We start from the raw sequence: 24,059 nt of genomic DNA on the forward strand, positions 1-24,059 counted from the left end.
CACCTCGGTGAGAGGCGAAGGGCCGATGCGGTGTCAGGGTTGTCGCTGAGCTAGCGGGCTCCTGCGCGGCGCTTGTTCCACACGTCGAAGGCGACTGCCAGCAGCAGCACCATGCCCTTGACGAGGTACTGGGTGGACTGCTCGGCTCCGAGGAGCTGCATGCCGTTGGTCATCACGGCCATGATCAGACCACCGACGATCGCACCGGTCACGCGGCCCACACCACCGGTGACGGCAGCGCCACCGATGAACGCGGCGGCGATCGCGTCGAGCTCGAACAGGTTGCCGGCTCCCGGCTGTGCGCCGTTGGTGCGGGACGAGAAGATCACGCCCGCCACACCGGCGAGGAATCCCATGTTCAGCATGATGCCGAAGTTGACCCACTTGACCTTGACGCCGGAGAGCGTCGCGGCGGTCAGGTTGCCACCGATCGCGTAGACGTGGCGGCCGAACACCGTGCGAGTGGTCACCAGCGTGTAGACGATCACGAGGACGGCCAGGATGATCAGCACGTTCGGAAGACCGCGCGAGTTGGCGAGCTGCCAGGCGAACCACATGACGACCGCGCCGACGGCGACCAGCTTCAGGATGAACAGCGGCGTCGCCGCGACATCCTGCTTGTACGCGATCGCGGCGCGGCGGGCGCGGAACTGACCGACGACGTAGCCCGCGACGGCGATCGCGAAGATCACCAGCGTGAAGACGTCATAGCCTGGTCCGCCGAAGAGCCCGTTCTGGAACCCGTTGGAGATCTTGCCGTACTCGGTCGGGAACGGCGACAGCGAGACGTTCTCGAGGACGCGGAACGTGAGGCCTCGGAACAGCAGCATGCCGGCCAGGGTGGTGATGAAGGCGGGGATGCCCACGAAGGCCACCCAGAAGCCTTGCCACGCACCCGCCAGGATGCCCACGCCGATGGCCGCGAGCACACCCACGTACCAGGGCTGACCTTCCTTGATCAGCAGCACTGCGGCGACGCCTCCGGCGAGAGCCGCGATCGAGCCCACCGACAGATCGATGTGTCCACCGATGATGACGATCACCATGCCGATGGCCAGCACCAGGATGTGCGCGTACTGGAGGACGATGTTCGTCAGGTTGCCCGGATCGAGCAGCTTGCCGTCCGTCAGGGCGGTGAACAGCGCGATGATCGCCACGAAGGCCACCACGATGCCGCTCTGGCGAAGGTTGCGAGTCAACAGCTCGCGGATGTTGGAAATCCCGGTCATGAGTCGTTCTCCTCAGCGCTGGCGCCCGCAGGGGTCGCAGCGTCTCTCTCCTGGGTCATCAGAGTCATCATTGCTTCTGGCGTGGCGTCCTTGGCGTCCATGACACCGGTGATGCGCCCGAAGGCCAGCGTGTAGATGCGGTCACAGGTGCCGAGCAGCTCGGGCAGCTCGGACGAGATGACGATCACGCCCTTGCCCTCTGCCGCCAGCTTGTTGACGATCGTGTAGATCTCGAACTTGGCGCCCACGTCGATGCCGCGCGTGGGCTCATCGAGGATCATCACGTCGGCGTCGGTGTACATCCACTTGCTCAGCACGACCTTCTGCTGGTTGCCGCCGGACAGGTTGCCTGCCTTCTGCAGCACCGACGGGGTCTTGATGTTCATCGAGTCGCGGTACTGCTCCGCCACCTTGAGCTCCTCGTTGCCGTTGACCCAGCCCCGGTTGGTGAGCTTGAACAGAGCGGCAGAGGAGATGTTGCGGCGCACGTCTTCGATGAGGTTGAGGCCGTACTTCTTGCGGTCCTCGGTGGCGTACGCGATGCCATTGCGGATCGACTCGGAGACGGAACGGGTCTGGATCTGCTCACCGTTCTTGAACACCCGACCGGTGGCGTGGCTGCCGTACGTACGTCCGAACAGGCTCATCGCGAGCTCGGTGCGGCCGGCGCCCATCAGTCCCGCGATGCCGACCACTTCGCCGGCGCGGACATTGAAGCTTGCTCCGTCGACGACGATGCGACCCGGCTGGGTGGGGTGATGCACGGTCCAGTCCTCGACCCGGAACAGTTCCTCGCCGATCTCGTGGTCGATGCGTTCGGGATAGCGGTGCTCGAGATCGCGACCCACCATGCCGCGGATGATGCGGTCCTGAGTGGACTCCTTCTCGGACATGTCGATGGTCTCGATCGTCTCGCCGTCACGAATGATCGTGGTGCGGTCGGCGATGGCTTCGATCTCGCCCAGCTTGTGGGAGATCATGATCGACGTGATGCCGCGCTTCTTCAGCGTGCGCAGGAGCTCGAGCAGGTGAGCCGAGTCAGAGTCGTTGAGCGCCGCGGTGGGCTCGTCGAGAATGAGCAGGCGCACGTCCTTGGACAGCGCCTTGGCGATCTCGATCAGCTGCTGCTTGCCCACGCCGAGCTGGCCGACGGGCGTGACGGGGTTCTCGTGGAGCCCCACCTGGTCCATGAGCTCTTTGGCCTCGTGGTTGGCGCGGTTCCAGTCGATGAGTCCCACTCGGTTGCGACGCTCATTGCCGAGGAAGATGTTCTCCGCGACGGTGAGGTGCGGAACGAGCGCGAGCTCCTGGTGGATGATCACCACACCTGCGTGCTCTGACTCATTGATGCTCGCGAACCGGGCCTCTTCACCGTCATAGATGATGTCGCCCTCGTAGGTGCCGTGCGGGTAGACCCCGGAGAGCACCTTCATCAGAGTCGACTTGCCGGCTCCGTTCTCACCACAGATGGCGTGAATCTCGCCCTCTTCGACGTGGAGCTCCACGTCGGACAGCGCCTTCACGCCCGGAAACGTCTTGGAGATCTTGCGCATCTCCAGAATATTGCGAGCCATCGGTCCTCTCCATTGATGAGGCGGGGGGCGCGGTGCCGACCCCTCAGATGAGGGGCCGGCACCGCGGGTCGAGCGGGAGTGCCGAGGTTACTCGGCCACGCCCGACTCGACCTCTTCCGCGGTCCAGTAGCCCGAGTCAACGAGCAGTTCCTGGATGTTGTCCGTGTAGATGATGTCGGACTCGAGAAGGAACGACGGCACGACCTTCACACCGTTGTCGTAGGTCTCGGTGTCGTTGGCCGTCGGCTCGCCACCGGAGAGGTACGCGTCCGTGGCCGTGACGGCCTCGGCTGCGAGCTTGCGGGTGTCCTTGAAGATGGTCGAGAACTGCACGCCATCCGCAATGAGCTTGACCGATGCGATCTCGGCGTCCTGGCCGGAGACGACCGGGAGGCCGTCAGCGATCGAGGGGCCGTATCCGGCGTTCTGCAGGGCGGTGATGATGCCGCGCGACAGGCCGTCGTACGGTGACAGCACGCCGTGGAGCTCGGTGTCGCCGCCCGTGTAGGTCGACGTCAGCAGGTCCTCCATGCGCTTCTGCGCGGTCTCCTGCTGCCAGCGCAGGATGTTGGTCTGCTCGATGTCCGTCTGGTTCGACGGGACCGTCAGGGTGCCGTCCTCCATGTAGGGCTCGAGGGTGTCCATCGCGCCCGCGTAGAAGAAGTGCGCATTGTTGTCGTCCAGCGATCCCGCGAACAACTCGATGTTGAACGGTCCCTCAGCGTCTCCCTCAGAACCATCAGCGTTCAGCACGCCCAGTCCCACGAGAAGCGAGGTCGCCTGCTGCACGCCGACGTTGTAGTTGTCGAACGTGACGTAGAAGTCGACGTTCTCGGAGTCGCGGATCAGGCGGTCATACGAGATGACCGGGATGTCGGCTGCCGCTGCCGCCTCGAGCTGCGGCGCGAGCGCCGTGCCGTCGATCGCCGCGATGATGAGCGCCTCGACGCCGTTGGTGATCATCTGGTCGATCTGCTGCGACTGCGTGGGGATGTCGTCGTTGGCGAACTGCAGCTCGACCTCGTAGCCGAGCTCCGTGAGCCCCGACTCGACTGCCTCGCCATCGGCGATCCAGCGCTCAGAGGTCTGAGTAGGCATCGCGACGCCGACCAGGCCGCCCTCGGACACCTCGCCGCCACCGGCGGTCGAACCATCGGTGGGCTCTTCGGTGCTGCCAGCACCACCACCGCTGCATGCAGCCAACGTGAACGCCATGGCGGCGCCTGCGGCTGCGGCAAAGAACTTCTTAGCCTTCATATCTCCTCCTTGAGATCCGGCCCGCAACACTGCGCAACCGTCGTGCCACTCATTATGTTCACGTTCACATGAGCGAGTCAATTTTCTCAGGTCACGATTGAGTCACTATCGACGGCGGCCGACACATGAGCATTACCAGGGGTGATAACGATACCCATGGGGGGATCGACGCTAATCCGACACCCGTGCGGTGGTGTCGCGCACCACCAGCTCAGGCTCAAGCTGCCGCGTGGCAGACGTGTCCGAGCCTTCCAACCGGGCGACGATGAGGTCGACCGCGAGGCGTCCCACCGCAGCGAAGTCCTGTCGCACGGTCGTCAGCGGCGGGAGGCTGTGGCGGGCCTCGGAGGTGTCGTCGAATCCCACGACGGAGACATCTCGCGGCACGCTCCTCCCCGCATCGGCAAGCGCGTGGATCACCCCGAACGCCATCTGGTCGTTGGCGCAGAACACGGCCGTCGCGGTCGGGTCGAGGCGCACCCCCGCCGCGTAGCCCGAATCCGCGGTCCAATCGCCCTCGAGCATGTCGAGTCGCGCGAGGCGGTGCTCGGCGACCACATTGAGATACTCATCGCGACGCAGCTGGGACTCGGTGTAGGTGGGCGGCCCCGTCACATGCTGAATGCGGGTGTGGCCCAAGGCGATCAGGTGTTCCAGGGCCAGCCTGGCTCCTGCGCGCTGGTCGATCGACGCCGCCTCCCCTCGCGGCTCGCCGCCGGTGAGGAGATGGACGACGGGAATGGGGATGCGCAGCGCCCGCACCGCATCGGCGATGGACTGCTGCTGCGCCACGAGCGCGATGCCGTCGACGCCGCGCCCGACGAGGAACTCCACCGCCTGGGTGACGCTCTCGCTCGTGGCATCCGCGCTCGTCATCAGCGTGTGGAGCCCCACCGCGCGTGCCGAGACCTCGATCGAGTGGAGCGTGGACAGCGGGCCGATGTCGGGGACCTGGGGGCCGATCATGCCGATGGTCTGCGTGCGCCCCGTCACCAGCGCGCGGGCGGAGAGATTGCGCCGGTAGCCCAGCTCCACGATCGCGGCCTGGACTCGCTCGCGGGTCGCCGGGCGGATGCCGGGAAAGTCGTTGAGCACGCGCGAGACAGTCTGATGCGAGACGCCGGCGCGCGCGGCGACGTCGTGCATGCTCGGCCCACGCGGACTGCTCACCATTGCTCCCCCACGAGGTCACTGTAGTCGCAGCATCCACGTGGGAAGCCGGCGGATTCACGCGCCCGCCAGACACGATGCCCGCGCCAGCCGTCGAGACGGCGAGCGCGGACATCGGTGCTGGTGGTCGCCTCAGTCGTGCGTGACACGCTCCACCCGTCGCGCTCGAATGGCAACGACCAGCGCGCCGCCGAGGGCTCACGTTCGTCATCGCCTGCCACACGCAGTGCGCGCGTGCGACTCATCTCGAGATCCGCCCCCACGCCCGGCGTGCTACTCGTCCACATGCCCCAGATCGGGCCTGGCGACGAACCGCACGGAGGGCCGTGCTGCCGTGTGGAGCTCCAGCACGGTCACCTCATCGCCGGAGCCGCGCACGAGCGGCCCTGGCACATACAACGTCCGCGTGGGCGGCTCGCTCGAGTACCGCCCCACGAGCACTCCGTTGATCCACACGAACCCTCGCGTGAAGCCGTCAAGCCTCAGGAAGTGATCTCGGCCTGCTTCCGTCTCGATGGCCCCCGCCACGAGGACCGGGCCCACCACCGGCGCATCGGCCGCGAGCTCACAGGGCGAGACCGCAGCCATGCGCGCCGGCAGGTCGTCGAGCGGCACCGCCGTGGCGGTCCATTCCTCGAGGGAACGGGTGCGCGTCCGCGGAGCGTGAATGCCCTTGAGCTCGCCGATGCGCGGGCCATAGTTGACACGGCCACGGTCCTCGAGCAGCAGCGACAGCGTGCCCGATGCGCGGGGAAGGGGAAGCGCGAGGCGCCCCGAGGTGCGGTCCAGTTCGCCGATGCTCATGCCATCGAGGCTCGCAGCCGCGCGGTCACGGACGTCGTCGACCAGCACCAGGGCATCGTCGGCACGCACCTCGGTCTGGAACTCCGCCAGCGTGATGCCTCCCCCGAGGGCGTCCAGCGAGGGTTCGCCCTGGACTGGGACGCGCGGGCCGCACTGGTCGAGGATGTCCTCCCACCGGTGCGCACGGTGCAGATGGACCTCGTGCTCGGGCGCGTCCTGACGGGCCGCCGGCACGCTGTCGCGAGCCTCCGCATGCCGGGCGATGACCTCGCGGAACGCCCAGTACTTGGCCGTGGGCGTGCCGTCCTCAGCAAGGGGGGCGTCGTAGTCGTATGACGTGGTGATGGGGAGGTAGGTGCCCTTGTGGTTCGCGCCGTTCCAGGTCCCGGCGTTCGTGCCTCCGTGGAACATGTAGAGGTTCACCGATGCCCCGGCAGTCAGGAGCGTGTCCAGCTCCGCCGCCGCCTCGTCGGGCGCGGTGATGTGGTGAGGGCGCCCCCAGCTGTCGAACCAGCCGTCCCAGAACTCCATGCACATGAGGGGCCCACGGGGCTGGTGGCGCCGCAGGGTGGCGAGGCGCTCGGTCGGCCGCGAGCCGAAGGTGGCGGTCCTGTGGAGCTCGGGAAGTCCCCCGCGCTCGAGCATCTCGTCATTCGCCTGGTCGCACGTCAGCAGCGGCACGTCGACCCCCGCGTCCCGCACCTGTGACGTCAGTCGCCGCAGGTAGTCGGCGTCATCCCCGTAGGCGCCGTACTCGTTCTCGATCTGAAGCGAGATGACGGGCCCACCTCTGGTGATCAGCCGCGGGGCCACGATCTCCAGCACCTGTGCGTAGTACTCGGACACCGCCTCGAGGTATCGCGGCTCCGACCGGCGCAGTCCGATTCCCGGCATGGCGAGCAGCCAATCGGGGAGACCGCCGGATCGCCATTCGGCGCAGATGTAGGGGCCCGGGCGCACGATCACGTGCAGGCCCTGCGCCGCGGCGAGGTCGATGAACCTCCCCAGGTCGCGCTGCCCATCGGTGCGGAAATCGCCGTGCTCACGGCTGTGGAAGTTCCACGCGACGTACGTCTCGATGGTGTTGAGGCCCAATTGGCGGGCCTTGATGAGCCGGTCCTCCCACAAGTCGGGATGCACGCGGAAATAGTGCATGGCCCCCGAGATGATCTGGATCGGCTGGCCGTCGAGCTCGAAGTGCTCGTCGCCGATGGTGAACGTCCGTGCAGTCAAGGCTCTGGTCTCGTCTCCTGTGGTGGTGCGTGCCCGGTCCTCGCCACGCTATGTTGACGTCACCATCCTGGCGCGGTCAGTGAACCACGACGCGATGGTGACGTCAACCTCCGCACGGCATGGGCCCGCAGGGCGCCGAGCCGTGGTCCTAGACTTCGTCGCATGACCGAGCACTCCGGACCGGCCCCGACACCGGGGGTGCGCACCGCGGCACGGGGGCGCACAGGGCCGTCGCAGGCGGACGTCGCCCGCATCGCCGGCGTCAGCGGCCAGACGGTCTCCCGCGTCGCCAACGGCGCGGAGAACGTCCTCCCCGAGACCAGGTCACGAGTCCTGGAAGTGATGGCGCAGCTGGGGTACTCGCCCAACACCGCGGCGCGGGCGCTCCGGTACGGCGCCTTCCAGACCATCGGCGTCATCGCCCACAAGCTCGCTCGCACCGGCGAGTCCCGCACCACCGAGGCCGTGGTCGAGGCGGCCAGGGCCGCTGGCCACACGGTCACCCTGGTCGACGTCTCGTCGCCGTCGTCACGCGACGTCGCGGCCGCGGCGTCGCAACTGACGAACCAGGCGATCGACGGGCTCGTGATCATTCGTGCTGAGCTGGAGAGCCCCGAGTCCCTGACGCTCCCGCGCGATCTGCCGGTGGTCGTCTCGGACTCGCAGTTCGAGGGCCACCTGCCCACCGTCGGCGCCGACCAGGAGGGCGGCACCCGCGCGGCCGTCGAGCACCTGCTCGGCCTGGGGCACACGACCGTGCACCTCCTCGCGGGCCCCGCCAGTTCCATCCCGGCCGCGCTCCGCGAGCGCAGCTGGCGACGCACCCTCGAGCAGCACGGTCGCGCGATCGCCACGCCGTACCCCGGCGACTGGACGCCCGCGGCCGGGTACGCCGCCGGCCACCGCATCGCGGACGACCGGGCGGTGACCGCCGTCCTGTGCGCCAACGACGAGATGGCCGCGGGAGTGCTGCTCGCGCTGCACCAGCGCGGCCTGCGGGTGCCGGAGGACGTCTCGGTCGTCGGCTTCGACAACGTCCCGCTGGCCGAGTACTTCTGGCCGCCGCTCACCACCGTGAACCAGGACTTCGCCGCCATCGGCCACGAACTGGTGGCGTCCCTGCTCGCACGCATGCGCTCGACGGAGGAGTCGGAGCCGCAGCGCACCATCATTCCCGCAGAACTGGTCATTCGATCCTCGACCGGCGCGCCCGGCGCGCGCTGACCCCAGCGGCACGCCCCCACCACCGCGCAGGACCCGCCATCCGCGCTAGGCTCGACTGTAACCGGTCCCAGTCGGACGCCATGCCGGTTGAGGCTCCTCCCGCGGGGGTCGATGGTGGCGTTAACATGGAGCCGCGCGGAGCCGTCTGTGCGAAGCGGGACCCGGGTGGGCGGCGGTCACCGATGTCGACCGAGGATGATCGCACCCGACGCGTGGCGCTCTCGCTCGCCGACGAGTGACATGTCCCCAAGATCCAGCGACGCCCACGCGCGCGCCTGACAGAGTGGAGAGACGCATGAACGAGCAGGTCACCGTCATGGAGAACGCGTTCGCGCAGGCCTTCGGACGGCGCCCCGACGGGGTGTGGTCGGCCCCCGGTCGCGTGAACCTCATCGGCGAGCACACCGACTACAACCACGGATTCGTGCTCCCGTTCGCGATCGATCGCCGCACGGTCGCCGCCGTCGGCCTCCGAGACGACCGCGTGCTGCGGGTCCGCTCCACCTTCACGGACGAGGAGGCGTCACTCGCGATCGACGACCTTGCGCCGCAGGCCATGGCCGGGTGGAGCGCCTACGTGCTCGGGGTCGCCTGGGCTCTGGCGGACGCCGGTCACGACCTCGCCGGTGCGTCCGGCCTGGACATCCTCATCGACTCGCGCGTGCCGGTGGGCGCGGGGCTGTCATCCTCCGCCGCGATCGAGTGCGCGGTGGCCGTCGCCTTCAACGACCTGTGGGAGCTGGACCTGTCCCCGCTGGACCTCGCGCGCATCGGCCGCATTGCCGAGAACAAGGCGGTGGGCGCACCGACCGGACTGCTGGATCAGGCCGCGTCGATGCTCGGCCGTGAGGACCACGGCGTGTTCCTGGACTGCGACACCGAGGAGGCCGAGCCCGTCGCCCTGCATCTGCGCGAGGAGGGCCTCGAGATCCTCGTCATGGACTCCCGCGTGGAGCACGAGCACGCCACCGGCGGCTACCGCGACCGTCGCGAGTCGTGCGAGAAGGGCGCCGCCGCCATGGGCGTCGCGACGCTGCGCGAGCTGTCCGAGGCCGACCTCGACCGCGCATCGGCCGTCCTCGACGACGAGACCTACCGCCGCGTGCGCCACATCGTCACCGAGAATGCCCGGGTGGTCGAGACGGTCCGCACCCTCGACGAGGGCGGACCCCGCGCGATCGGCGCCCTGCTGGATGCCTCTCAGGCCTCGATGCGCGACGACTTCGAGATCACGGTGCCCGAGATCGACCTGGCGTGCGCCACGGCCGTCGCCCATGGCGCCATCGGTGCGCGTATGACCGGCGGCGGGTTCGGCGGGTCGTCCATCGCGGTGGTTCCGGCCGATGCGCGCGAGGCCATCGAGGCGGCCGTCACCGCTGCGCTGTCCGCGGCAGGTCTGCGCGAGCCCCACCTCTTCACCGTCACCCCGTCTCAGGGCGCGCGCCGCGACGTCTGAGTCCACTGATCGAGCCTTAAGGAGTCACCCATGGCCTGGATGGTCACCGGAGGAGCCGGATACATCGGTGCGCACGTCGTACGCGCCCTCGCCTCGGCGGGCATCGACCCCGTCGTGCTCGACGACCTGTCGAGCGGCTTCGAGGACTTCGTTCCCGCCGGCGTGCCGTTCGTGCGCGGGTCGGTGCTCGACACCGCGACCGTGGCCGCAGCGCTGCGCGAGCACGACGTCCGCGGCGTCATCCACTGCGCGGGGTACAAGTACGCCGGAGAGTCGGTGAAGCATCCCGTGCACACCTACCGGCAGAACGTGGAGGGCACGGGCACGCTTCTCGACGCGATGGCCGATGCGGGCGTGTCCCAGCTGGTCTTCTCGTCGTCGGCGGGCGTCTACGGCACCCCCTCGCAGCCCGTGGTCACCGAGGACACCGCGACCACGCCCGAGTCTCCTTATGGCGAGTCCAAGCTCGTCGCCGAGTGGCTGATCCGCGATCAGGTGCGTGCCACCGCCGACTCCGATGCGCCGTTGCGGGCCACCAGCCTTCGCTACTTTAACGTCGTGGGCTCCGGCACCACCGAGGTCTACGACGCGTCGCCCCACAACCTGTTCCCCAAGGTCATCCGCGCCATCAAGGCGGGCCAGCCTCCCCTGATCTTTGGCGACGACTACGACACGGAGGACGGCACGTGCGTGCGGGACTACGTGCACGTCGAGGACCTCGCGCACTCGCACGTCGCGGCAGCGCGGATGCTGGACGCGGGCAGGCCGCTCGCGCCCGTGTACAACCTGGGCTCGGGCGATGGCACCTCGGTGCGGGAGATCGTGGGCAGCCTGCTCGAGGCCGCCGGCTCGGACCTCGACCCCGTGGTCAAGCCCCGGCGTCCTGGCGACCCCGCCCGCATCGTCGCCACCGGCGAGCTGGCCGGCGACGACATCGAGTGGAAGATGTCCCACACCATCCACGAGATGGCGTCGAGCGCGTGGAAAGCCGCCCCCGACGCGGACTGACGCTGGAGGTCCGCGGTGTCCCCGCGCGGCCGCCGCGCACTCGTCCGCAAGCCCGCATACAGTGACCGCATGACGTGGTTGGTGACAGGCGGAGCGGGCTACATCGGCGCCCACGTGGCCCACGCGATGGTCGACGCGGGCCTCGACGTCGTGGCGCTCGACAACCTCTCGAGCGGACGGCGCGGCTTCCTTCCCGACACCGTGCCGCTCGGCTGGGTGTCGGTGACGGATCAGGATGACGTGCGCGACGTGATGGAGGAGAACGCCATCACGGGCGTGGTACACCTCGCCGCGTTCAAGTACGCCGGGGAGTCCGTCAAGCGCCCGCTGCACACGTGGCGGCAGAATCTTGACGGCACCCTGTCGGTGCTGGGTGCGATGCAGGACCTCGGCATCGACCGCATCGTGTTCTCCTCGACTGCGGCCGTGTACGGCACCCCCGACGTCGATCTCGTCACCGAGGAGACCCCCACGCACCCCGAGTCGCCCTACGGGTCCTCCAAGCTCGCCGCCGAGCGAGCCATCGTCGAACAGGCGGCCGCGCGTCGATCCGCGGGCGCCCCGCTGCGTCACACCGCGCTGCGCTACTTCAACGTCGTGGGTTCGAGCGCGCCGGGGGTCTACGACTCGTCGCCGCACAACCTCTTCCCGCTCGTCATGGACGCGCTGTCTCGCGGCGACGCTCCGCGCATCTTCGGCACGGACTACGACACCCCCGACGGCACGTGCGTGCGTGACTACGTGCACGTGGCGGACGTCGCCGCGGCCCATGTGGTCGCCGCCCAGGCTCTCGACAGCGGCGAGGACCTGCGCACCACGTACAACCTCGGCTCCGGCACGGGCACGTCGGTGCGCGAGATCGTGGACGCGTGCATCGAGGCCGCCGGGGTGGACGTCGCACCCGTGCTCACGGGACGGCGGCCTGGCGATCCGGCGCGCATCGTCGCCTCCGGCAGGCGCGCCTCGCACGATCTCGACTGGAGGATGCGGCACACCGTCCGCGACATGGTGGACTCCGCTTGGGCGGCGCACCCCGCTGCCGGTGGCCCCGCAAGAGGCTGACGGCGTGACCGCGCATCCCGCACCTGCCGACCCGCTCGAGCACCACCTCGATGAGTTCGTGCCGGGCGATGACCTCGTCGCCTACCTCGATGGCAACTCGCTGGGGCGCCCCCTGCGCTCCACGGTCGAGTCGATGCCGCGGTTCGTGCGCGAGAGCTGGGGCGGCAGGCTCATCCGGGGCTGGGACGAGGCGTGGCTGACCCGGGCCGAGGAGCTCGGCGACCGCATCGGCGCCGCCTGCCTGGGAGCCGCGCCGGGTCAGACGATCATCGCGGACTCGACGACAGTGCTCATCTTCAAGCTGCTGCGGGCGTCCATCGACGCTCGGCCCGGCCGCGACGAGATCCTCATCATGCGGGACGAGTTCCCCACCGACCGGTTCATCGTCGAGCGGCTCGCCGAGGACCACGGGCTCACGATCCGGTGGATCGACGCACCGGCCGATGCGGGGGTGACGCCCGCGCTCGTCGCGGAGCGCCTGAGCGAGCGGACCATCGGGGCCCTCATCAGCGGGGTCTCGTACCGCAGCGGCTGGTGGGCGGACATGCCCGCCGTGACCGAGGCGGTGCAGTCGCACGGAGCCCTCATGATCTGGGACTGCTCGCACGCGGTCGGCTCGGTTCCTCTCGAGCTCGACGCCTGGGGCGTCGACATGGCGGTCGGATGCTCGTACAAGTACCTGAACGGTGGCCCAGGGGCGCCGGCGTGGGCCTACGTCGCCGCACGTCACCAGCCCGAGCTGCGCAACCCCATCCCCGGCTGGCTGGGCGCCCGCGAGCCGTTCGCGATGACCACCGGATTCTCGCCGGCTCCCGGCATCCGGCGACTCGTGAGCGGAACCCCTCCCATCCTCGGCATGCTGCCGCTCGCCGACATGCTGTCGCTCATCGAGCGCGCAGGAATCACCGCGATCAGGGCCAAGTCGGTGGCGCTCACGTCCTACGCGATCGCCCTCGTCGACGAGCTGATCCCTGACGCGCTGCTCGCGTCTCCTCGTGACTCCGCACGCCGCGGCGGTCACCTCACGATCGACCACCCGAATGCGCGCCGGGCCGTCGCGCAGCTCTGGGGCGAGGGCGTGATCCCCGACTTCCGGCACCCGAGCGGCGTCCGCATCGGCCTGTCGCCGCTCAGCACCTCGTTCGCCGAGGTCGAGCGTGGAGTCATGGCTCTCGCCACCGCACTCAAGGCGACAGCGTGAGGGCGATCCCGTCCGTCAGGCCGAGTCCGCCGCGTCGGTGACGATCGCATCGGCCTGGATCTCCACCAGGTAGCGCGGGTCGGCCAGTCGGCTCACCTCGACCAGGGTCGCCGCAGGCCGGACGTCCGCGAAGACGGCCCGATGCGCCGCTGCCACCTTCTCCATGTCGCGGATGTCGGTCACATAGGCGACGGTCCGCACCACGTCTGCCAGCTCCGCCCCCACCTCGGCGAGCGCGCGCTCGATGATGCCGAGCGCATCGGCCGCCTGGGCGTACGCGTCGCCCACGAGGGCGTCGTCACGGGCGCAGGTGCCGGCCACGGCGACGTGCTGGCCCACCCGCACCGCACGGGAGTAGCCGTAGATCTCTTCGAAAGGCCCGTCCGAGCCGTGGTTGATCCTCATGCGCACACCCTAGAGGTGGGCGCCGCCGCGAGCCGCGTGGCCCGTACGCTGGCCGCATGGAACCGTTCAGCATGACCAAGGGCACCGAGGTGAAGGTCTTCCACCTCGAGGACAACGACGCCACCGTGGTGGTCACCACCACCGACACGGCCGCTCCGGAGCGCCCCCCTCACGTCGCGTACGAACAGTGCGAGAACGAGGAGGAGTCGCAGGCGGTGGTCCAGAAGTTCGTCTTCGACCTGCAGCGCCAGGGATGGACCCTCGTCGACGTCGAGCAGGACGCCGAGTAACGTTCAGCTCCAGCCGAGCTCGTGCAGGCGGTCGTCGTCGATGCCGAAGTGGTGGGCGATCTCGTGCACGACGGTCACCGCGACCTCCTCGCGGACGTGATCGGCGTCCTCGCACACGCGCAGCGTCGGGTTGCGGAAGATGAAGATCCGGTCGGGGAGCTCGCCGAGGCCCCATTCGGAACCGCGATCGGTGAGCGCGACCCCGTCGTACAGGCCCAGCAGGTCGGGGTCGTCGCCCTCTGGCTCGTCCTCGACCAGGATCACCACGTTGTCGACCATGTCGAGCAGCCGCTCGGGGATCATGTCGAGGGCGTCGTCGACCGCGGACTCGAACTCCTCGCGCGACATCTCGACCATGCCGACCATTCTCGCCCACGCCCGCCCGCGCATCGGCCCCCTCGACCGCTCGGCGGGGGGCGACTTGGCGATTCACGCCCGCCGGCCGTAGCATGGGCACCGTCCTTGACGCACGGCAGTATCGCGCGTCAGACGGCGCCCTCATCGTCTAGCGGCCTAGGACGCCGCCCTTTCACGGCGGTAGCACGGGTTCGAATCCCGTTGGGGGTACGACTCTCCCGTAAGGATGGTCTACACTTCATACGGTCCTCATGCTCGCATGAGGGTCACGAGGCCCTGTAGCGCAGTTGGTTAGCGCGCCGCCCTGTCACGGCGGAGGTCGCGGGTTCAAGTCCCGTCAGGGTCGCGAGCGGCAATGCCCCTTGTTCGCAAGGGGCATTGTGCTTAGGTTGGGGTGACACCCCAAGGCTCTGTAGCTCAGTTGGTAGAGCGTTCGACTGAAAATCGAAAGGTCACCGGATCGACGCCGGTCGGAGCCACTTCCCGAAAGCCCTCGCCTCGCGGCGGGGGCTTTCTGCATGCCTGGGCCTCTGCGGCGGAAGGTCTGGGGCTGCTCGTGCGTTTGCGCTGGTGTGCCGATAGGCGGTGTACTAGGTGTCAAGCAATCAAAGGAGCACTCATGGCTGACTCGAAGCTCGGGAAAATGGTCATCAACGCGATCCTCGGCGCTGTCGCCGGCAAGTGGATCGCGACCATCAAGACCGAGGTTGAGGTCACCAAGGTCGAGATCAAGTACAAGAGCCGCCAGCTCGGCATCGGTGCGGCATTCCTCGCGATCGCCGGCGCCCTCGGCTTCTTCATGCTGCTGGTCCTCATCGCGGCGGCCGTCCTCGCGTTCGCGCTCATCCTCGAGCCCTGGGCCGCAGCGCTCGTGGTCGCCGGCATCCTGCTCGTGATCATCGTGATCTTCGGAGCGGCGGGTGCGAGCAAGATCAAGAAGAACAAGGACCTCATGCCCACCGCCTCGATCGAGCGGATCAAGAAGCAGCTGTAGGCACTCCTCCGCTCCGGACCCCGCCGTCTCGCGTCAGACTGCGGAGCCCGTGAGTTCCTGGACGACCTCGGGACGCGGGCGCGGCCTGCGCTGAGCGAGCCACACGCCCGCCATCACCACGGCGGCGCCCACAGGCTCGTACCAGTGCAGCTGCTCACCGAGCACGAGGATGCCCAGCGCTGTCGCGATGACCGGCACCGCGTAGGTGACCGACGCTGCGGTGGTGGCTCCCGCGGCCTTGACGATCTTCCAGAACCACACGTAGGCGAACGACGTTCCCGTGACGCCCAGCGCGATGAGCGACCACATGGCCGCGGAGCTGAGCTCGAACGCGGCCGGGCCCGGCGCCGGAGTGGCGAGCGCCACCGGGGCGATGATCAGCATCGAGAGCGTGATCTGCACGGCCGACAGACCCACCGGCGAGGCCTGGATGCGGTTCAGGAGCACGCGCGACAGCGTGGATCCGATGCCGTAGCAGGCCGTGGCGCCCAGCATGAAGGCCGCGCCCAGTGCCGGGAAGTCCTCCACGCGCCATGCGCCCAGCAGCACAGCGATGCCGAGCGCGCCGATGACGAGACCCACCAGCTGCGCACGATTCACGCGCTCGGTCGGGATCAGCAACGCGACGAAGAGCGCGGTCCACAGCGGCGTGGTGGCGTTGAGCAGGCTCGCGAGGATGGACGTGACGTGCTGCTGGGCCAGCGGGATCAGGATGAACGGCAGCCCGGACATGAAGACGCCGACGGCCAGCAGCGCGCCCGTCATGCGCCAGGTGAGCCTGGGCACCGCGCGCATCGACACTGCGAGCACGATCAGGACTGCCGCGCCGCAGACGAGCCGGCCCAGCGCCACCTGAATCGGAGTGAACTCGTCGAGCGCCACCTCGATGAACAGGAAGCTCGATCCCCAGGCGGCAGAGACGCCGAGGAAGTACGGCAGCCAGGCCTTCAGAGGAACGTCAGAGGCGTGGCTCACCGGGCCACCGTCACCGAGGCATCGGGCGAGTGCGACGCGACCCGGAAGCCCTCGTGCTCGAGCATGGCCGCCTTGACCGACGTGCCGCCGAAACCGTAGCTGCCCAGGCGCCCGCCGGACTGGATCACCCGGTGGCATGGCACGAACGGCGCGATGCCGTTGCGCGCACAGGCCGTGCCCACCGCACGCATCGCGCGCGGCCGCCCCGCCATCTGCGCCAGCTCCTGGTAGGAGACGACCTCGCCCCCAGGGACCGAGCGCAGCGCCGCCCACACCTCCTGGAAGAAGGGGCCACCCGGTTGGTCGACGGCGACGGTGGTGACGGCGTCCGCGTCCCCGTCCAGCCACGCGTCCACCGCGTGCTCGACGTGAGGCATCTCCCCCGCTTCCCACCCGCGGGCGGCGAGCACGCTGGGCAGCCCCGCCGCGACGTCGCGCAGCGGCCGGAAACCCGCCGCGCGCACCACCGAGTCCTCCGGGCTCACCAGGACATGGAGATCGCCGAAGGGCGTGTCGAAGCCAGCGGTGACGAGGGGGTGGACGGTCATGGCGACAGGCTACGCCCGGACGCGTGGGCCAGTGCCAGCGCGAGTGGCACCGCCCACGCCCGGAGACGATAAACGGCCCCCGCCCCGAAGGGCGAGGGCCGTGTCGATCTCGATCGCTACGGGCGGCGCTGCTCCTGTGCGTCTGCGAGGAGGGCGTGAACCTCCGCCTCGCGGAAGCGGCGGTGCCCGCCCAAAGTGCGAATGGAGGAGAGCTTGCCGACCTTCGCCCATCGCGTCACGGTCTTCGGGTCCACCCGAAAGATCGCGGCGACTTCGCTCGGTGTGAGCAACTTCTCCGGCTCCTGGACAGTGTCAGCCATCATCACTATCTTCCCTCAGTTCGGAAATTGGACCATCACGGGTCCTACGTGACCCATGAGACATGCGTCACTCCCAATTATGACGACGTTTGCGCGACTTTTCCTGTTCGCTCCAGTCTGGGGAGACTCGCACCCATGTGCGTGAGCGTTGTAAAGTACGTGTCAGAACTCAAGCGGCAGGGCCCGCGATTCACGTGCGCCCGCGAAGACTCGCAGAAGGGACGGCGACATGGGGCGCGGCCGTCAGAAGGCTAAGGACGCGAAGATCGCGCGTCAACTCAAGTACTCGAACCACGGTCTGGACCTGCGCGACCTCGAACGCGAGCTGATCTCCGGATCGCCTGAGCCCGCACCGCCGACGGCGCCGGAGCCCGACGAGGCCGAGGACCCCTACGACCAATGGGCGGACGACGACGAGCGCTGAACCGCGCCCTGGAACGTCCGTAGCGTCGCGCTCGTAGGCGCCGCGCGTCCGCATCGGCCGCCGTCCGGGCCTGAGCATCGCGCTCTGTCCGCGCGCCCCGCCGGACGCACCCGCTGACCGCTCTGCGCCTCGTGCCCTCCTCGCATTGTCCGCGCGCAGCCGTCGTCTCGGCTCTGTGTCCCGCCGCCGTCCATGACGCTCGGACCATCCGAGCCCGCAGGCGGCAGTTGAGCACAGCTCGCGCGGCGCCTGCTCGGATGATCCGAGTCTGATGCTCACGGCAGCCGAAAACCCAGGCTGTGGACAACGCTCACCCGCGTTCCGCCTGCGCCACAGTAGCGACCATGGATCCGGTCGCGGCATGCGCGCAACGGGGAGGCGTTGCCACGTACGCGGAACTCAGCTCGTCAGGGGTGGCCCGCCGCGCGCTTGCGGCCGCCGTCGCGAGCGGCGACGTCTTCCGTATCGCGACGGGGGTCTACGCACTCCCCACCGCATCGCGGCTCGCACGCGCGGAGGCCGTCCATCGTGGCACCCGCACCTGCATCACCGCGCTCGCCGCGCACGGCCTGCCTCATCGCACCGTCGACTCGCGGCTCCACCTGGCGATACCCGCGTCGAGCAACCATGGTCGATCGTCGCGTGATCTGCGACTGCACTGGTACGCGGGCCCGATCGCGGACGCAGGCACCATCCTTGGCGCCATCGATGTGGCGTCCCTGTGCCTTGCGGACGTCGACCAGCTCGCCGCCATCGACGCCGCACTCAACCGCGGGCTCATCGCCCCGCGCGACCTCGACCACCTCACGGTGACACCGTCGTCCCGTGCCGCCTGGCTCCGATGCCACTGCGACGACGAGTGCCAGTCGCCGCCCGAGACGTTCGTGCGCGTGGCCATGCGAGAAGTCGGACTGCCGGTCCGCACCCAGGTCCAGGTGTCCGGCGTCGGTCGCGTGGACTTCCTGGTGGACGATGCGGTGATCATCGAGGTCGATGGCAAGACCTACCACATGAACGAGCGCGCGTTCTGGGAGGACCGACGGCGCGACCGCGTGGCGCAGGTCGGGGGGCTGATGGTGCTGAGGTTCACCCGTGAGGACGTCGAACGCGACCTCGGCGGCGTGATCGCACTGGTCACGCGGGCCGTCACCATGGCGCGGAGGCGGCGCGGACTGGCACCGCTGGCGACGCGGGAGGGTCCGCAGTGGACCCCATGGGTGCGGGATCGCCGCGGGAGGCTCCAGTAACGCCGTACAAGCGACTCGGACCAACCGGGTGGTGCGCGGAACGCCGCGCCATGCGGCCGATGCGCGGGCTCAGTTCATCCGCGTCTCGTGCACGCACCTGGGCGACGGGTGCGCGTCAATCGTGCAGAGGGGGTCAGGCGCGGTAGGCGCCGCTGAGGAGCACCGCACCACCGTCGACGCCCTTGGCGCCGCGCACGGTGTCGGGGCCCGTCACACGGCCGTCGTCAGCGACGATCTCGCCCAGGGTCCACGCGGGCACGCCCGCGGCGGCCGATGCGGCGAGCAGGGCGTCTGCCTCGTCAGGGGCGACGATCGCCACCATGCCGACGCCCATGTTGAGCGTGGACTCGAGATCGTTCCACGGCACCGCCCCGGCGGACTGCACCAGAGAGAACACCGCGGGCAGATCCCAGGCGTCGCGGGCGACCGTCGCGGCCATGCCCCGCGGGATCACGCGCGCGACGTTGGCAGCGAGGCCGCCGCCGGTCACGTGCGAGAAGGCGCGCAGCCCCGGGGTGGAAGCCGCAAGATCCACGCACAGCTGCGCGTAGATGCGGGTCGGCTCGAGGAGCTCCTCGCCCACCGTGCGGCCCAGGTCCGCCATGTGGTCGTCGAGCGACCAACCCGCGTGCGACGCGACGCGCCGCACCAGGGAATAGCCGTTCGAGTGCAGCCCGGAGGATGCCATCGCGACCACCGCGTCGCCCTCGCGCACGCGCTCGGCGCCCAGCAGCGCATCGGCCTCGACGACGCCGATGGCCGCTCCCGCCACGTCATAGTCCTCGGGGTCCATGACGCCGGGGTGCTCGGCGGTCTCGCCGCCCACCAGCGCCGTGCCGGCCATCTCGCAGCCGAGCGCGATGCCGCGCACGATGTCCGCGATGCGCTCGGGCACGACCTTGCCGCACGCGATGTAGTCGGTCATGACGAGCGGCTTCGCGCCGCACACCACGATGTCGTCGACGACCATGGCGACGAGGTCCTGGCCAATGGTGTCGTGCACGTCCATCTGGCGCGCGATGACGATCTTGGTGCCCACCCCGTCGGTCGACGACGCGAGCAGCGGCCGGCGGTAGTCCTTGAGCGCCGAGGCGTCGAACAGGCCGGCGAAGCCGCCCACGCCGCCCAGCACCTCGGGTCCGTGGGTGCGGGCCACCGCCTCCTTCATGAGCTCGACGGCCTTGTCGCCGGCCTCGGTGTCGACGCCGGACTCCGCGTACGTGAGAGGGGCCGATGCGGGCGCTAAGTGGGTCACGGAGCAACCTCCACGGGCTGGGTGGCGAGCAGGTGGCGGGCGTCGACGGGTGGCTCGATGGGGTATTCGCCCGTGAAGCAGGCGGTGCACAGCCGGTCGCGGGGCTGCTCGGTGGCCTCGATCATCGACTCGGTGGAGATGTAGCCCAGGGAGTCCGCACCGAGCTGGTCACGGATCTCCTCGACGCTGCGGCCCACCGCGGCGAGCTCCTCCCGCGTGGCGAAGTCGATGCCGTAGAAGCACGGCCAGGTCACCGGCGGCGAGGAGATCCGCACGTGCACCTCGGCGGCGCCGGCCTCACGCAGCATCTGCACGATGGCGCTCTGAGTGTTGCCGCGCACGATCGAGTCATCGACCACCACGAGACGTTTGCCCGCGATCTGCTCGCGCAGCGGGTTGAGCTTAAGACGGATCCCCAGCTTCCGCAGCGTCTGCGACGGCTGGATGAAGGTGCGGCCCACGTAGGCGTTCTTGGTGAGGCCCTGCCCGAACGGGATGCCGGACTCCTGCGCGTAGCCCACGGCGGCGGGGGTGCCCGACTCGGGCGTCGGCATCACCATGTCCGCCTCGACGGGGTGCTCGCGGGCGAGGCGGCGGCCCATCTCGACCCGAGCGGCATGCACCGACCGCCCGGCGATCGATGTGTCGGGGCGCGCCAGGTACACGTACTCGAAGACGCAGCCCTTGGGTCGCGCCTCGGCGAAGCGCTGCGAGTGCACGCCGTCGCCGTCGATCGTCAGGAACTCTCCTGGCTCGACCTCGCGCTCCCAGGTCGCGCCCACGATGTCGAGGGCCGCCGTCTCGGAGGCCACGACGTAGCCGCCCGAGGGGAGCTTTCCCAGCACGAGCGGGCGGACGCCCTGAGGGTCGCGCGCGGCGTAGAGCGTGGTCTCGTCCATGAACACGAGCGAGAACGCGCCGGCGAGGTGCGGCATCAGCTCGAGCGCGGCCTCCGCGAGCGTGTCATAGCGGTCCCAGCCGAGCAGCGCCGTGACGATCGAGGTGTCGGTGAACCCCTCCGCGCGGATCGCGTCGTGGCGGTCGCTGCCGAGCCGCTCCTCGACCAGCTCGAGCAGCTGGGGCGTGTTCGTCAGGTTGCCGTTGTGCCCCAGCGCGACGGTGCCGGCGCGCGTGGGCCCGAGAGTGGGCTGGGCGTTCGCCCATACCGAGGCGCCGGTCGTCGAGTAGCGCGCGTGGCCGATGGCGAGGTGCCCCTGGAGTGCCTCGAGCGCACGCTCGTCGAACACCTGCGACACCAGCCCCATGTCCTTGTAGACCAGGATCTTGTCGCCCATGGACGTCGCGATCCCCGCAGACTCCTGACCGCGGTGCTGCAGCGCGTAGAGGCCGAAGTACGTGAGCTTCGCCACTTCCTCCTCGGGCGCGTAGATCCCGAACACACCGCATGCATCCTGCGGGCCCTTCTCGCCGGGGAGCAGGTCGTGGTTCAGCCGTCCGTCTCCACGGGGCATCAGCGGCGCTCCTCATCCGGGGTCGAGGGGGTGGCGGGCTCTCCGGCGGCCGATGCGGGGGCGGAGTCCGCAGCTGCGTCGCCTGGGGCGGGCGGCGGCCAGGCCGATGCCGGCGCCGTCTTGAGGTACCGGGGGGTGCCACGGTCGAGGCCGATCGCGATCAGACCCGTCACCATGCCCCCGATGAGCGCGAAGCCGAGGCCCACCAGGATCGCGACCATGCCGCGGCCCACGCCGGTGGAGTTGGGAAGGAGCAGACCGCACAGCGCACCGGCGACGAAGCCTGCGGTCACACCCGTGCCGACCACGCGGCCGAACCGAGGTGCGCGGCGCAGGCGAGCGGGCATCGAGATTCGCCTCAGCTCGTCCTCCGAGGGCGTGTCCTCGGGCTCCGGGGGGCGGGGGGCGTCGCTCACGCCCCAAGTGTAGGCCGTGGCCGCCACGGACGGGTCACGGCGCGAGAAGGGGGCCGATGCGCGCATCGGCCCCCTCGTCGCGCCCGTGGGCGATCAGCCCTTCGTGGACCCCGCCAGCAGGCCACGCACGAAGTAGCGCTGCAGCGAGAAGAACACGATGAGCGGGATGATCATCGAGATGAACGCCGCCGGCGGCACGAGGTACGCGTACTGGCCGTAGTCGCCCGCGAGGTTCGAGATCGGGTAGGTCAGCGGGTACGTCCTGTTGCTTCCGAACACCGCGGAGACGAGCAGGTCGTTCCACACCCACAGGAACTGGAAGATCGCGATGGAGGCGATCGCCGGCAGTGACAGCGGGATGATGATGCGGAAGAACACCTGCGTGTGACTCGCGCCATCGACACGCGCGGCCTCGAGGACCTCGCGTGGGATATGGGCCACGAAGTTATGCAGGAGGAACACGCACAGCGGCAGCGCGAAGATCGTGTGCGCGATCCACACGCCCCCGAACTCTCCCGCCAGACCCAGGTTCTCCGGTCCGAGGATGCGCAGCAGCGGGATGAGCGCGAGCTGCAGCGGCACCACCTGGAGCGCGAAGATGAGCACGAACAGGAAGTTCGACCCACGGAATGGGATCCACGCGAACGCGTACGCCGCCATCAATGCCAGGACGACCGGGAACACCACCGACGGGACCGTGACCACGATCGAGTTCATGACGTTCGCCAGCAGTGGCGGTGCGGTCGAGTTGTCGCCGAACGAGTCGAACAGCACGTAGCCGAAGTTCTCGAACGTGAGCGCGCCGTCGGCCATCACGGTCCACCACGCATCGGTGCGGTAGCGATCGCCCGGCACCAGCGCATTCATGAACAGCGCGATGGTGGGGATGGTCCACACCATGGCGATGATGATCGCCGCGGCAGTGGCCCACGGAGAGGTCAGATTCTCCTTGGCCTTCTTCGACCGAGACGTCGCCTTGCCCGCCCGGTCCTTGTCCTCCTTCAGCGGTTGCTGCACGGGAGGCTGCATGGAGGTGCTCATCAGCGGGTCTCCTTCACCTTGTTGAGGGAGCGGACGTTGTAGATCACGATCGGCACCACGAACACGAACAGGATCACCGCGAGCGCCGCACCGAGAGACTCACGTCCCTCGACGAAGCTCAGCACGTACATGCGGTTGGCGACGATGTCGGTGGAGTTGCGCCCCTGCGTCACCGTCCGAACGATGTCGTAGACCTTGAGCGCCATGATCGTGATGGTCGTGAGCACCACCACGAGGGTGCTGCGGATCGACGGAATGGTGATGGAGAGGAACCGCTGCCAGGCATTGGCGCCGTCGAGCGACGCCGCCTCGTTGATCTCGGCAGGAACGCCCTTGATCGCGGCCGAGAGGATCACCATGGCGAAACCGGTCTGGATCCACACCAGAATGATGATGAGCCAGAAGGTGTTCAGCGGGTTGTCGGCCAGGAAGTTGTACGGGTCGAGCCCCACGAGCGCCCGGAGGGCGTTGAGGAGTCCTGTCTGCTCTCCGACCTGCTGGTAGTCGTACATGATGTTGCCCCAGATGACCGAGGCGCCCACCAGCGAGATGGCCATCGGCATGAACACCAGCGACTTCAGGACCTTCTCGCCCTTGGCCTTGTCGATGAAGACCGCGTAGGCGAGACCGAAGCCGGTGGACAGCAGCGGCACCAGGATCATCCACACGAAGGTGTTGAGGATCGTGCGCAGCGTGCCCGGGTCCGAGAAGGCGAAGCGGTAGTTGTCGAGCCCGACGAACTGCATCGTCGTGGTGTAGATCCCGGTGTCGGGATCCGGCGCATCCGTCACCGTGTTGAAGGACAGCCACGTGGTGTCGATGGCGGGCCAGATCAGTCCGATGCCCAGCAGGAGCAGCACCGGAGAGATCAAGACGATGAGCGTGATCTTCTCGCGGAACCTGCCCTTGATGAGGTCTGCGCCGTACATGACGAGAACGACGATGATCAGGAAGACCACGATCGCCACCGCGCCGAACAGGACGTTGGAGCCTTGTGTCGCCCAGAAATCCCCATCCAGCCCGGCCGTGGGGAGAACGCGTGGCCCGGACAGGAGCACCTCAGTCGACGTCATCGTCGACTCCTTTCAAGTCGTGGG

The 24,059-nt window shown here is 68.8% G+C and carries 24 protein-coding genes and 3 tRNA genes; 12 read left to right on the forward strand and 15 right to left on the reverse strand.

All coding sequences use genetic code 11. From position 1 onward, the window contains the following. Positions 1-50 precede the first annotated feature (50 nt). The 5 genes from mmsB to QQX02_RS05155 form a co-directional block, all read right to left on the reverse strand. The gene (gene mmsB / locus QQX02_RS05135) at positions 51-1,229 is read right to left on the reverse strand and encodes a multiple monosaccharide ABC transporter permease (RefSeq protein WP_301141669.1); all 1,179 of its coding nucleotides are present in this window, start codon (positions 1,227-1,229) and stop codon (positions 51-53) included. Next, positions 1,226-2,803, reverse strand: a complete 1,578-nt coding sequence (gene mmsA / locus QQX02_RS05140; RefSeq protein WP_301141670.1) for a multiple monosaccharide ABC transporter ATP-binding protein — start codon at positions 2,801-2,803, stop codon at positions 1,226-1,228. Before mmsA ends, mmsB begins: the two co-directional genes overlap by 4 nt. 87 nt (positions 2,804-2,890) lie before the next feature. Beyond that, positions 2,891-4,060: a multiple monosaccharide ABC transporter substrate-binding protein gene (gene chvE / locus QQX02_RS05145; protein WP_301141671.1), complete on the reverse strand. Its 1,170-nt coding sequence runs from the start codon at positions 4,058-4,060 to the stop codon at positions 2,891-2,893. 171 nt (positions 4,061-4,231) lie between these two features. Continuing rightward, entirely contained in the window at positions 4,232-5,230 is a 999-nt protein-coding gene (locus QQX02_RS05150; protein ID WP_301141673.1) for a LacI family DNA-binding transcriptional regulator, read from the reverse strand. A gap of 273 nt (positions 5,231-5,503) precedes the next feature. Continuing rightward, positions 5,504-7,267: a glycoside hydrolase family 35 protein gene (locus QQX02_RS05155; protein ID WP_301141674.1), complete on the reverse strand. Its 1,764-nt coding sequence runs from the start codon at positions 7,265-7,267 to the stop codon at positions 5,504-5,506. Positions 7,268-7,429: 162 nt separating this feature from the next. On the opposite strand from QQX02_RS05155, the gene QQX02_RS05160 reads away from it, so the two are divergent. The 5 genes from QQX02_RS05160 (at position 7,430) to QQX02_RS05180 (ending at position 13,218) form a co-directional block, all read left to right on the forward strand. Continuing rightward, positions 7,430-8,491, forward strand: coding sequence for a LacI family DNA-binding transcriptional regulator (locus QQX02_RS05160; RefSeq protein ID WP_301141675.1), 1,062 nt, complete (start codon positions 7,430-7,432; stop codon positions 8,489-8,491). Between the two features lie 295 nt (positions 8,492-8,786). Then, the gene (gene galK / locus QQX02_RS05165) at positions 8,787-9,947 is read left to right on the forward strand and encodes a galactokinase (protein WP_301141676.1); all 1,161 of its coding nucleotides are present in this window, start codon (positions 8,787-8,789) and stop codon (positions 9,945-9,947) included. Between the two features lie 30 nt (positions 9,948-9,977). Then, a complete protein-coding gene (gene galE, locus QQX02_RS05170) occupies positions 9,978-10,955 on the forward strand; it encodes a UDP-glucose 4-epimerase GalE (protein WP_301141677.1) in 978 nt (325 codons plus the stop codon). A gap of 69 nt (positions 10,956-11,024) precedes the next feature. After that, on the forward strand, positions 11,025-12,017 hold the full coding sequence (galE, locus tag QQX02_RS05175) for a UDP-glucose 4-epimerase GalE (protein ID WP_301141679.1): 993 nt from the start codon (positions 11,025-11,027) through the stop codon (positions 12,015-12,017). A gap of 4 nt (positions 12,018-12,021) precedes the next feature. Continuing rightward, positions 12,022-13,218, forward strand: a complete 1,197-nt coding sequence (locus tag QQX02_RS05180) for a kynureninase (RefSeq protein WP_301141681.1) — start codon at positions 12,022-12,024, stop codon at positions 13,216-13,218. Between the two features lie 15 nt (positions 13,219-13,233). Here QQX02_RS05180 and QQX02_RS05185 read toward each other — a convergent pair whose 3' ends face one another. After that, positions 13,234-13,623 (reverse strand): RidA family protein, encoded by a 390-nt coding sequence (locus tag QQX02_RS05185; RefSeq protein ID WP_301141682.1) that lies wholly within the window; start codon positions 13,621-13,623, stop codon positions 13,234-13,236. Positions 13,624-13,679: 56 nt separating this feature from the next. Here QQX02_RS05185 and QQX02_RS05190 point away from each other — a divergent pair, with 56 nt between their 5' ends. Next, entirely contained in the window at positions 13,680-13,913 is a 234-nt protein-coding gene (locus tag QQX02_RS05190; protein ID WP_301141683.1) for a hypothetical protein, read from the forward strand. A gap of 3 nt (positions 13,914-13,916) precedes the next feature. Here QQX02_RS05190 and QQX02_RS05195 read toward each other — a convergent pair whose 3' ends face one another. Further along, the gene (locus QQX02_RS05195) at positions 13,917-14,270 is read right to left on the reverse strand and encodes a metallopeptidase family protein (protein ID WP_062138028.1); all 354 of its coding nucleotides are present in this window, start codon (positions 14,268-14,270) and stop codon (positions 13,917-13,919) included. 137 nt (positions 14,271-14,407) lie between these two features. Between QQX02_RS05195 and QQX02_RS05200 the strand changes: the two genes are divergently transcribed. The 4 genes from QQX02_RS05200 (at position 14,408) to QQX02_RS05215 (ending at position 15,264) form a co-directional block, all read left to right on the forward strand. Continuing rightward, a tRNA-Glu gene (locus QQX02_RS05200) sits at positions 14,408-14,480 on the forward strand. Between the two features lie 62 nt (positions 14,481-14,542). Continuing rightward, positions 14,543-14,616 (forward strand) — tRNA-Asp (locus QQX02_RS05205). A gap of 60 nt (positions 14,617-14,676) precedes the next feature. After that, positions 14,677-14,749, forward strand: a tRNA-Phe gene (locus QQX02_RS05210). Between the two features lie 140 nt (positions 14,750-14,889). Next, positions 14,890-15,264, forward strand: coding sequence for a phage holin family protein (locus QQX02_RS05215; RefSeq protein WP_301141685.1), 375 nt, complete (start codon positions 14,890-14,892; stop codon positions 15,262-15,264). A gap of 33 nt (positions 15,265-15,297) precedes the next feature. Here QQX02_RS05215 and QQX02_RS05220 read toward each other — a convergent pair whose 3' ends face one another. From QQX02_RS05220 to QQX02_RS05230, 3 genes are all read right to left on the reverse strand, one after another. Beyond that, positions 15,298-16,239: a DMT family transporter gene (locus tag QQX02_RS05220; RefSeq protein ID WP_301141686.1), complete on the reverse strand. Its 942-nt coding sequence runs from the start codon at positions 16,237-16,239 to the stop codon at positions 15,298-15,300. Beyond that, a complete protein-coding gene (locus QQX02_RS05225) occupies positions 16,236-16,787 on the reverse strand; it encodes a methylated-DNA--[protein]-cysteine S-methyltransferase (protein WP_301141687.1) in 552 nt (183 codons plus the stop codon). Before QQX02_RS05225 ends, QQX02_RS05220 begins: the two co-directional genes overlap by 4 nt. A 116-nt stretch (positions 16,788-16,903) precedes the next feature. Continuing rightward, a complete protein-coding gene (locus QQX02_RS05230) occupies positions 16,904-17,107 on the reverse strand; it encodes a BldC family transcriptional regulator (RefSeq protein ID WP_062138031.1) in 204 nt (67 codons plus the stop codon). A 229-nt stretch (positions 17,108-17,336) separates the two neighbouring features. Between QQX02_RS05230 and QQX02_RS05235 the strand changes: the two genes are divergently transcribed. Together QQX02_RS05235 and QQX02_RS05240 are read left to right on the forward strand one after the other, a co-directional pair. After that, positions 17,337-17,531 (forward strand): DUF3073 family protein, encoded by a 195-nt coding sequence (locus QQX02_RS05235; RefSeq protein ID WP_301141690.1) that lies wholly within the window; start codon positions 17,337-17,339, stop codon positions 17,529-17,531. A 344-nt stretch (positions 17,532-17,875) separates the two neighbouring features. Beyond that, positions 17,876-18,778: an endonuclease domain-containing protein gene (locus QQX02_RS05240; protein ID WP_301141692.1), complete on the forward strand. Its 903-nt coding sequence runs from the start codon at positions 17,876-17,878 to the stop codon at positions 18,776-18,778. A gap of 133 nt (positions 18,779-18,911) precedes the next feature. On the opposite strand, the gene purM is transcribed toward QQX02_RS05240, so the two are convergent. The 5 genes from purM to QQX02_RS05265 form a co-directional block, all read right to left on the reverse strand. Beyond that, positions 18,912-20,033 carry a phosphoribosylformylglycinamidine cyclo-ligase gene (gene purM, locus QQX02_RS05245; protein ID WP_301141693.1) on the reverse strand — a complete coding sequence of 374 codons (1,122 nt, stop codon included), beginning with the start codon at positions 20,031-20,033 and terminating at the stop codon, positions 18,912-18,914. Continuing rightward, on the reverse strand, positions 20,030-21,505 hold the full coding sequence (purF, locus tag QQX02_RS05250; RefSeq protein WP_301141695.1) for an amidophosphoribosyltransferase: 1,476 nt from the start codon (positions 21,503-21,505) through the stop codon (positions 20,030-20,032). The genes purM and purF overlap by 4 nt, the downstream gene beginning before the upstream one ends. Next, positions 21,505-21,921, reverse strand: a complete 417-nt coding sequence (locus QQX02_RS05255) for a purine-cytosine permease family protein (RefSeq protein ID WP_301141697.1) — start codon at positions 21,919-21,921, stop codon at positions 21,505-21,507. The genes purF and QQX02_RS05255 overlap by 1 nt, the downstream gene beginning before the upstream one ends. A 93-nt stretch (positions 21,922-22,014) precedes the next feature. Then, positions 22,015-22,962, reverse strand: coding sequence for a carbohydrate ABC transporter permease (locus QQX02_RS05260; RefSeq protein ID WP_301141698.1), 948 nt, complete (start codon positions 22,960-22,962; stop codon positions 22,015-22,017). Beyond that, a complete protein-coding gene (locus QQX02_RS05265; protein WP_301141699.1) occupies positions 22,962-24,035 on the reverse strand; it encodes a carbohydrate ABC transporter permease in 1,074 nt (357 codons plus the stop codon). The genes QQX02_RS05260 and QQX02_RS05265 overlap by 1 nt, the downstream gene beginning before the upstream one ends. Between the last annotated feature and the right edge of the window lie 24 nt (positions 24,036-24,059).

Origin of the sequence: Demequina muriae (assembly GCF_030418295.1) — a bacterium.
Taxonomy (GTDB): Bacteria; Actinomycetota; Actinomycetes; order Actinomycetales; family Demequinaceae; genus Demequina; species Demequina muriae.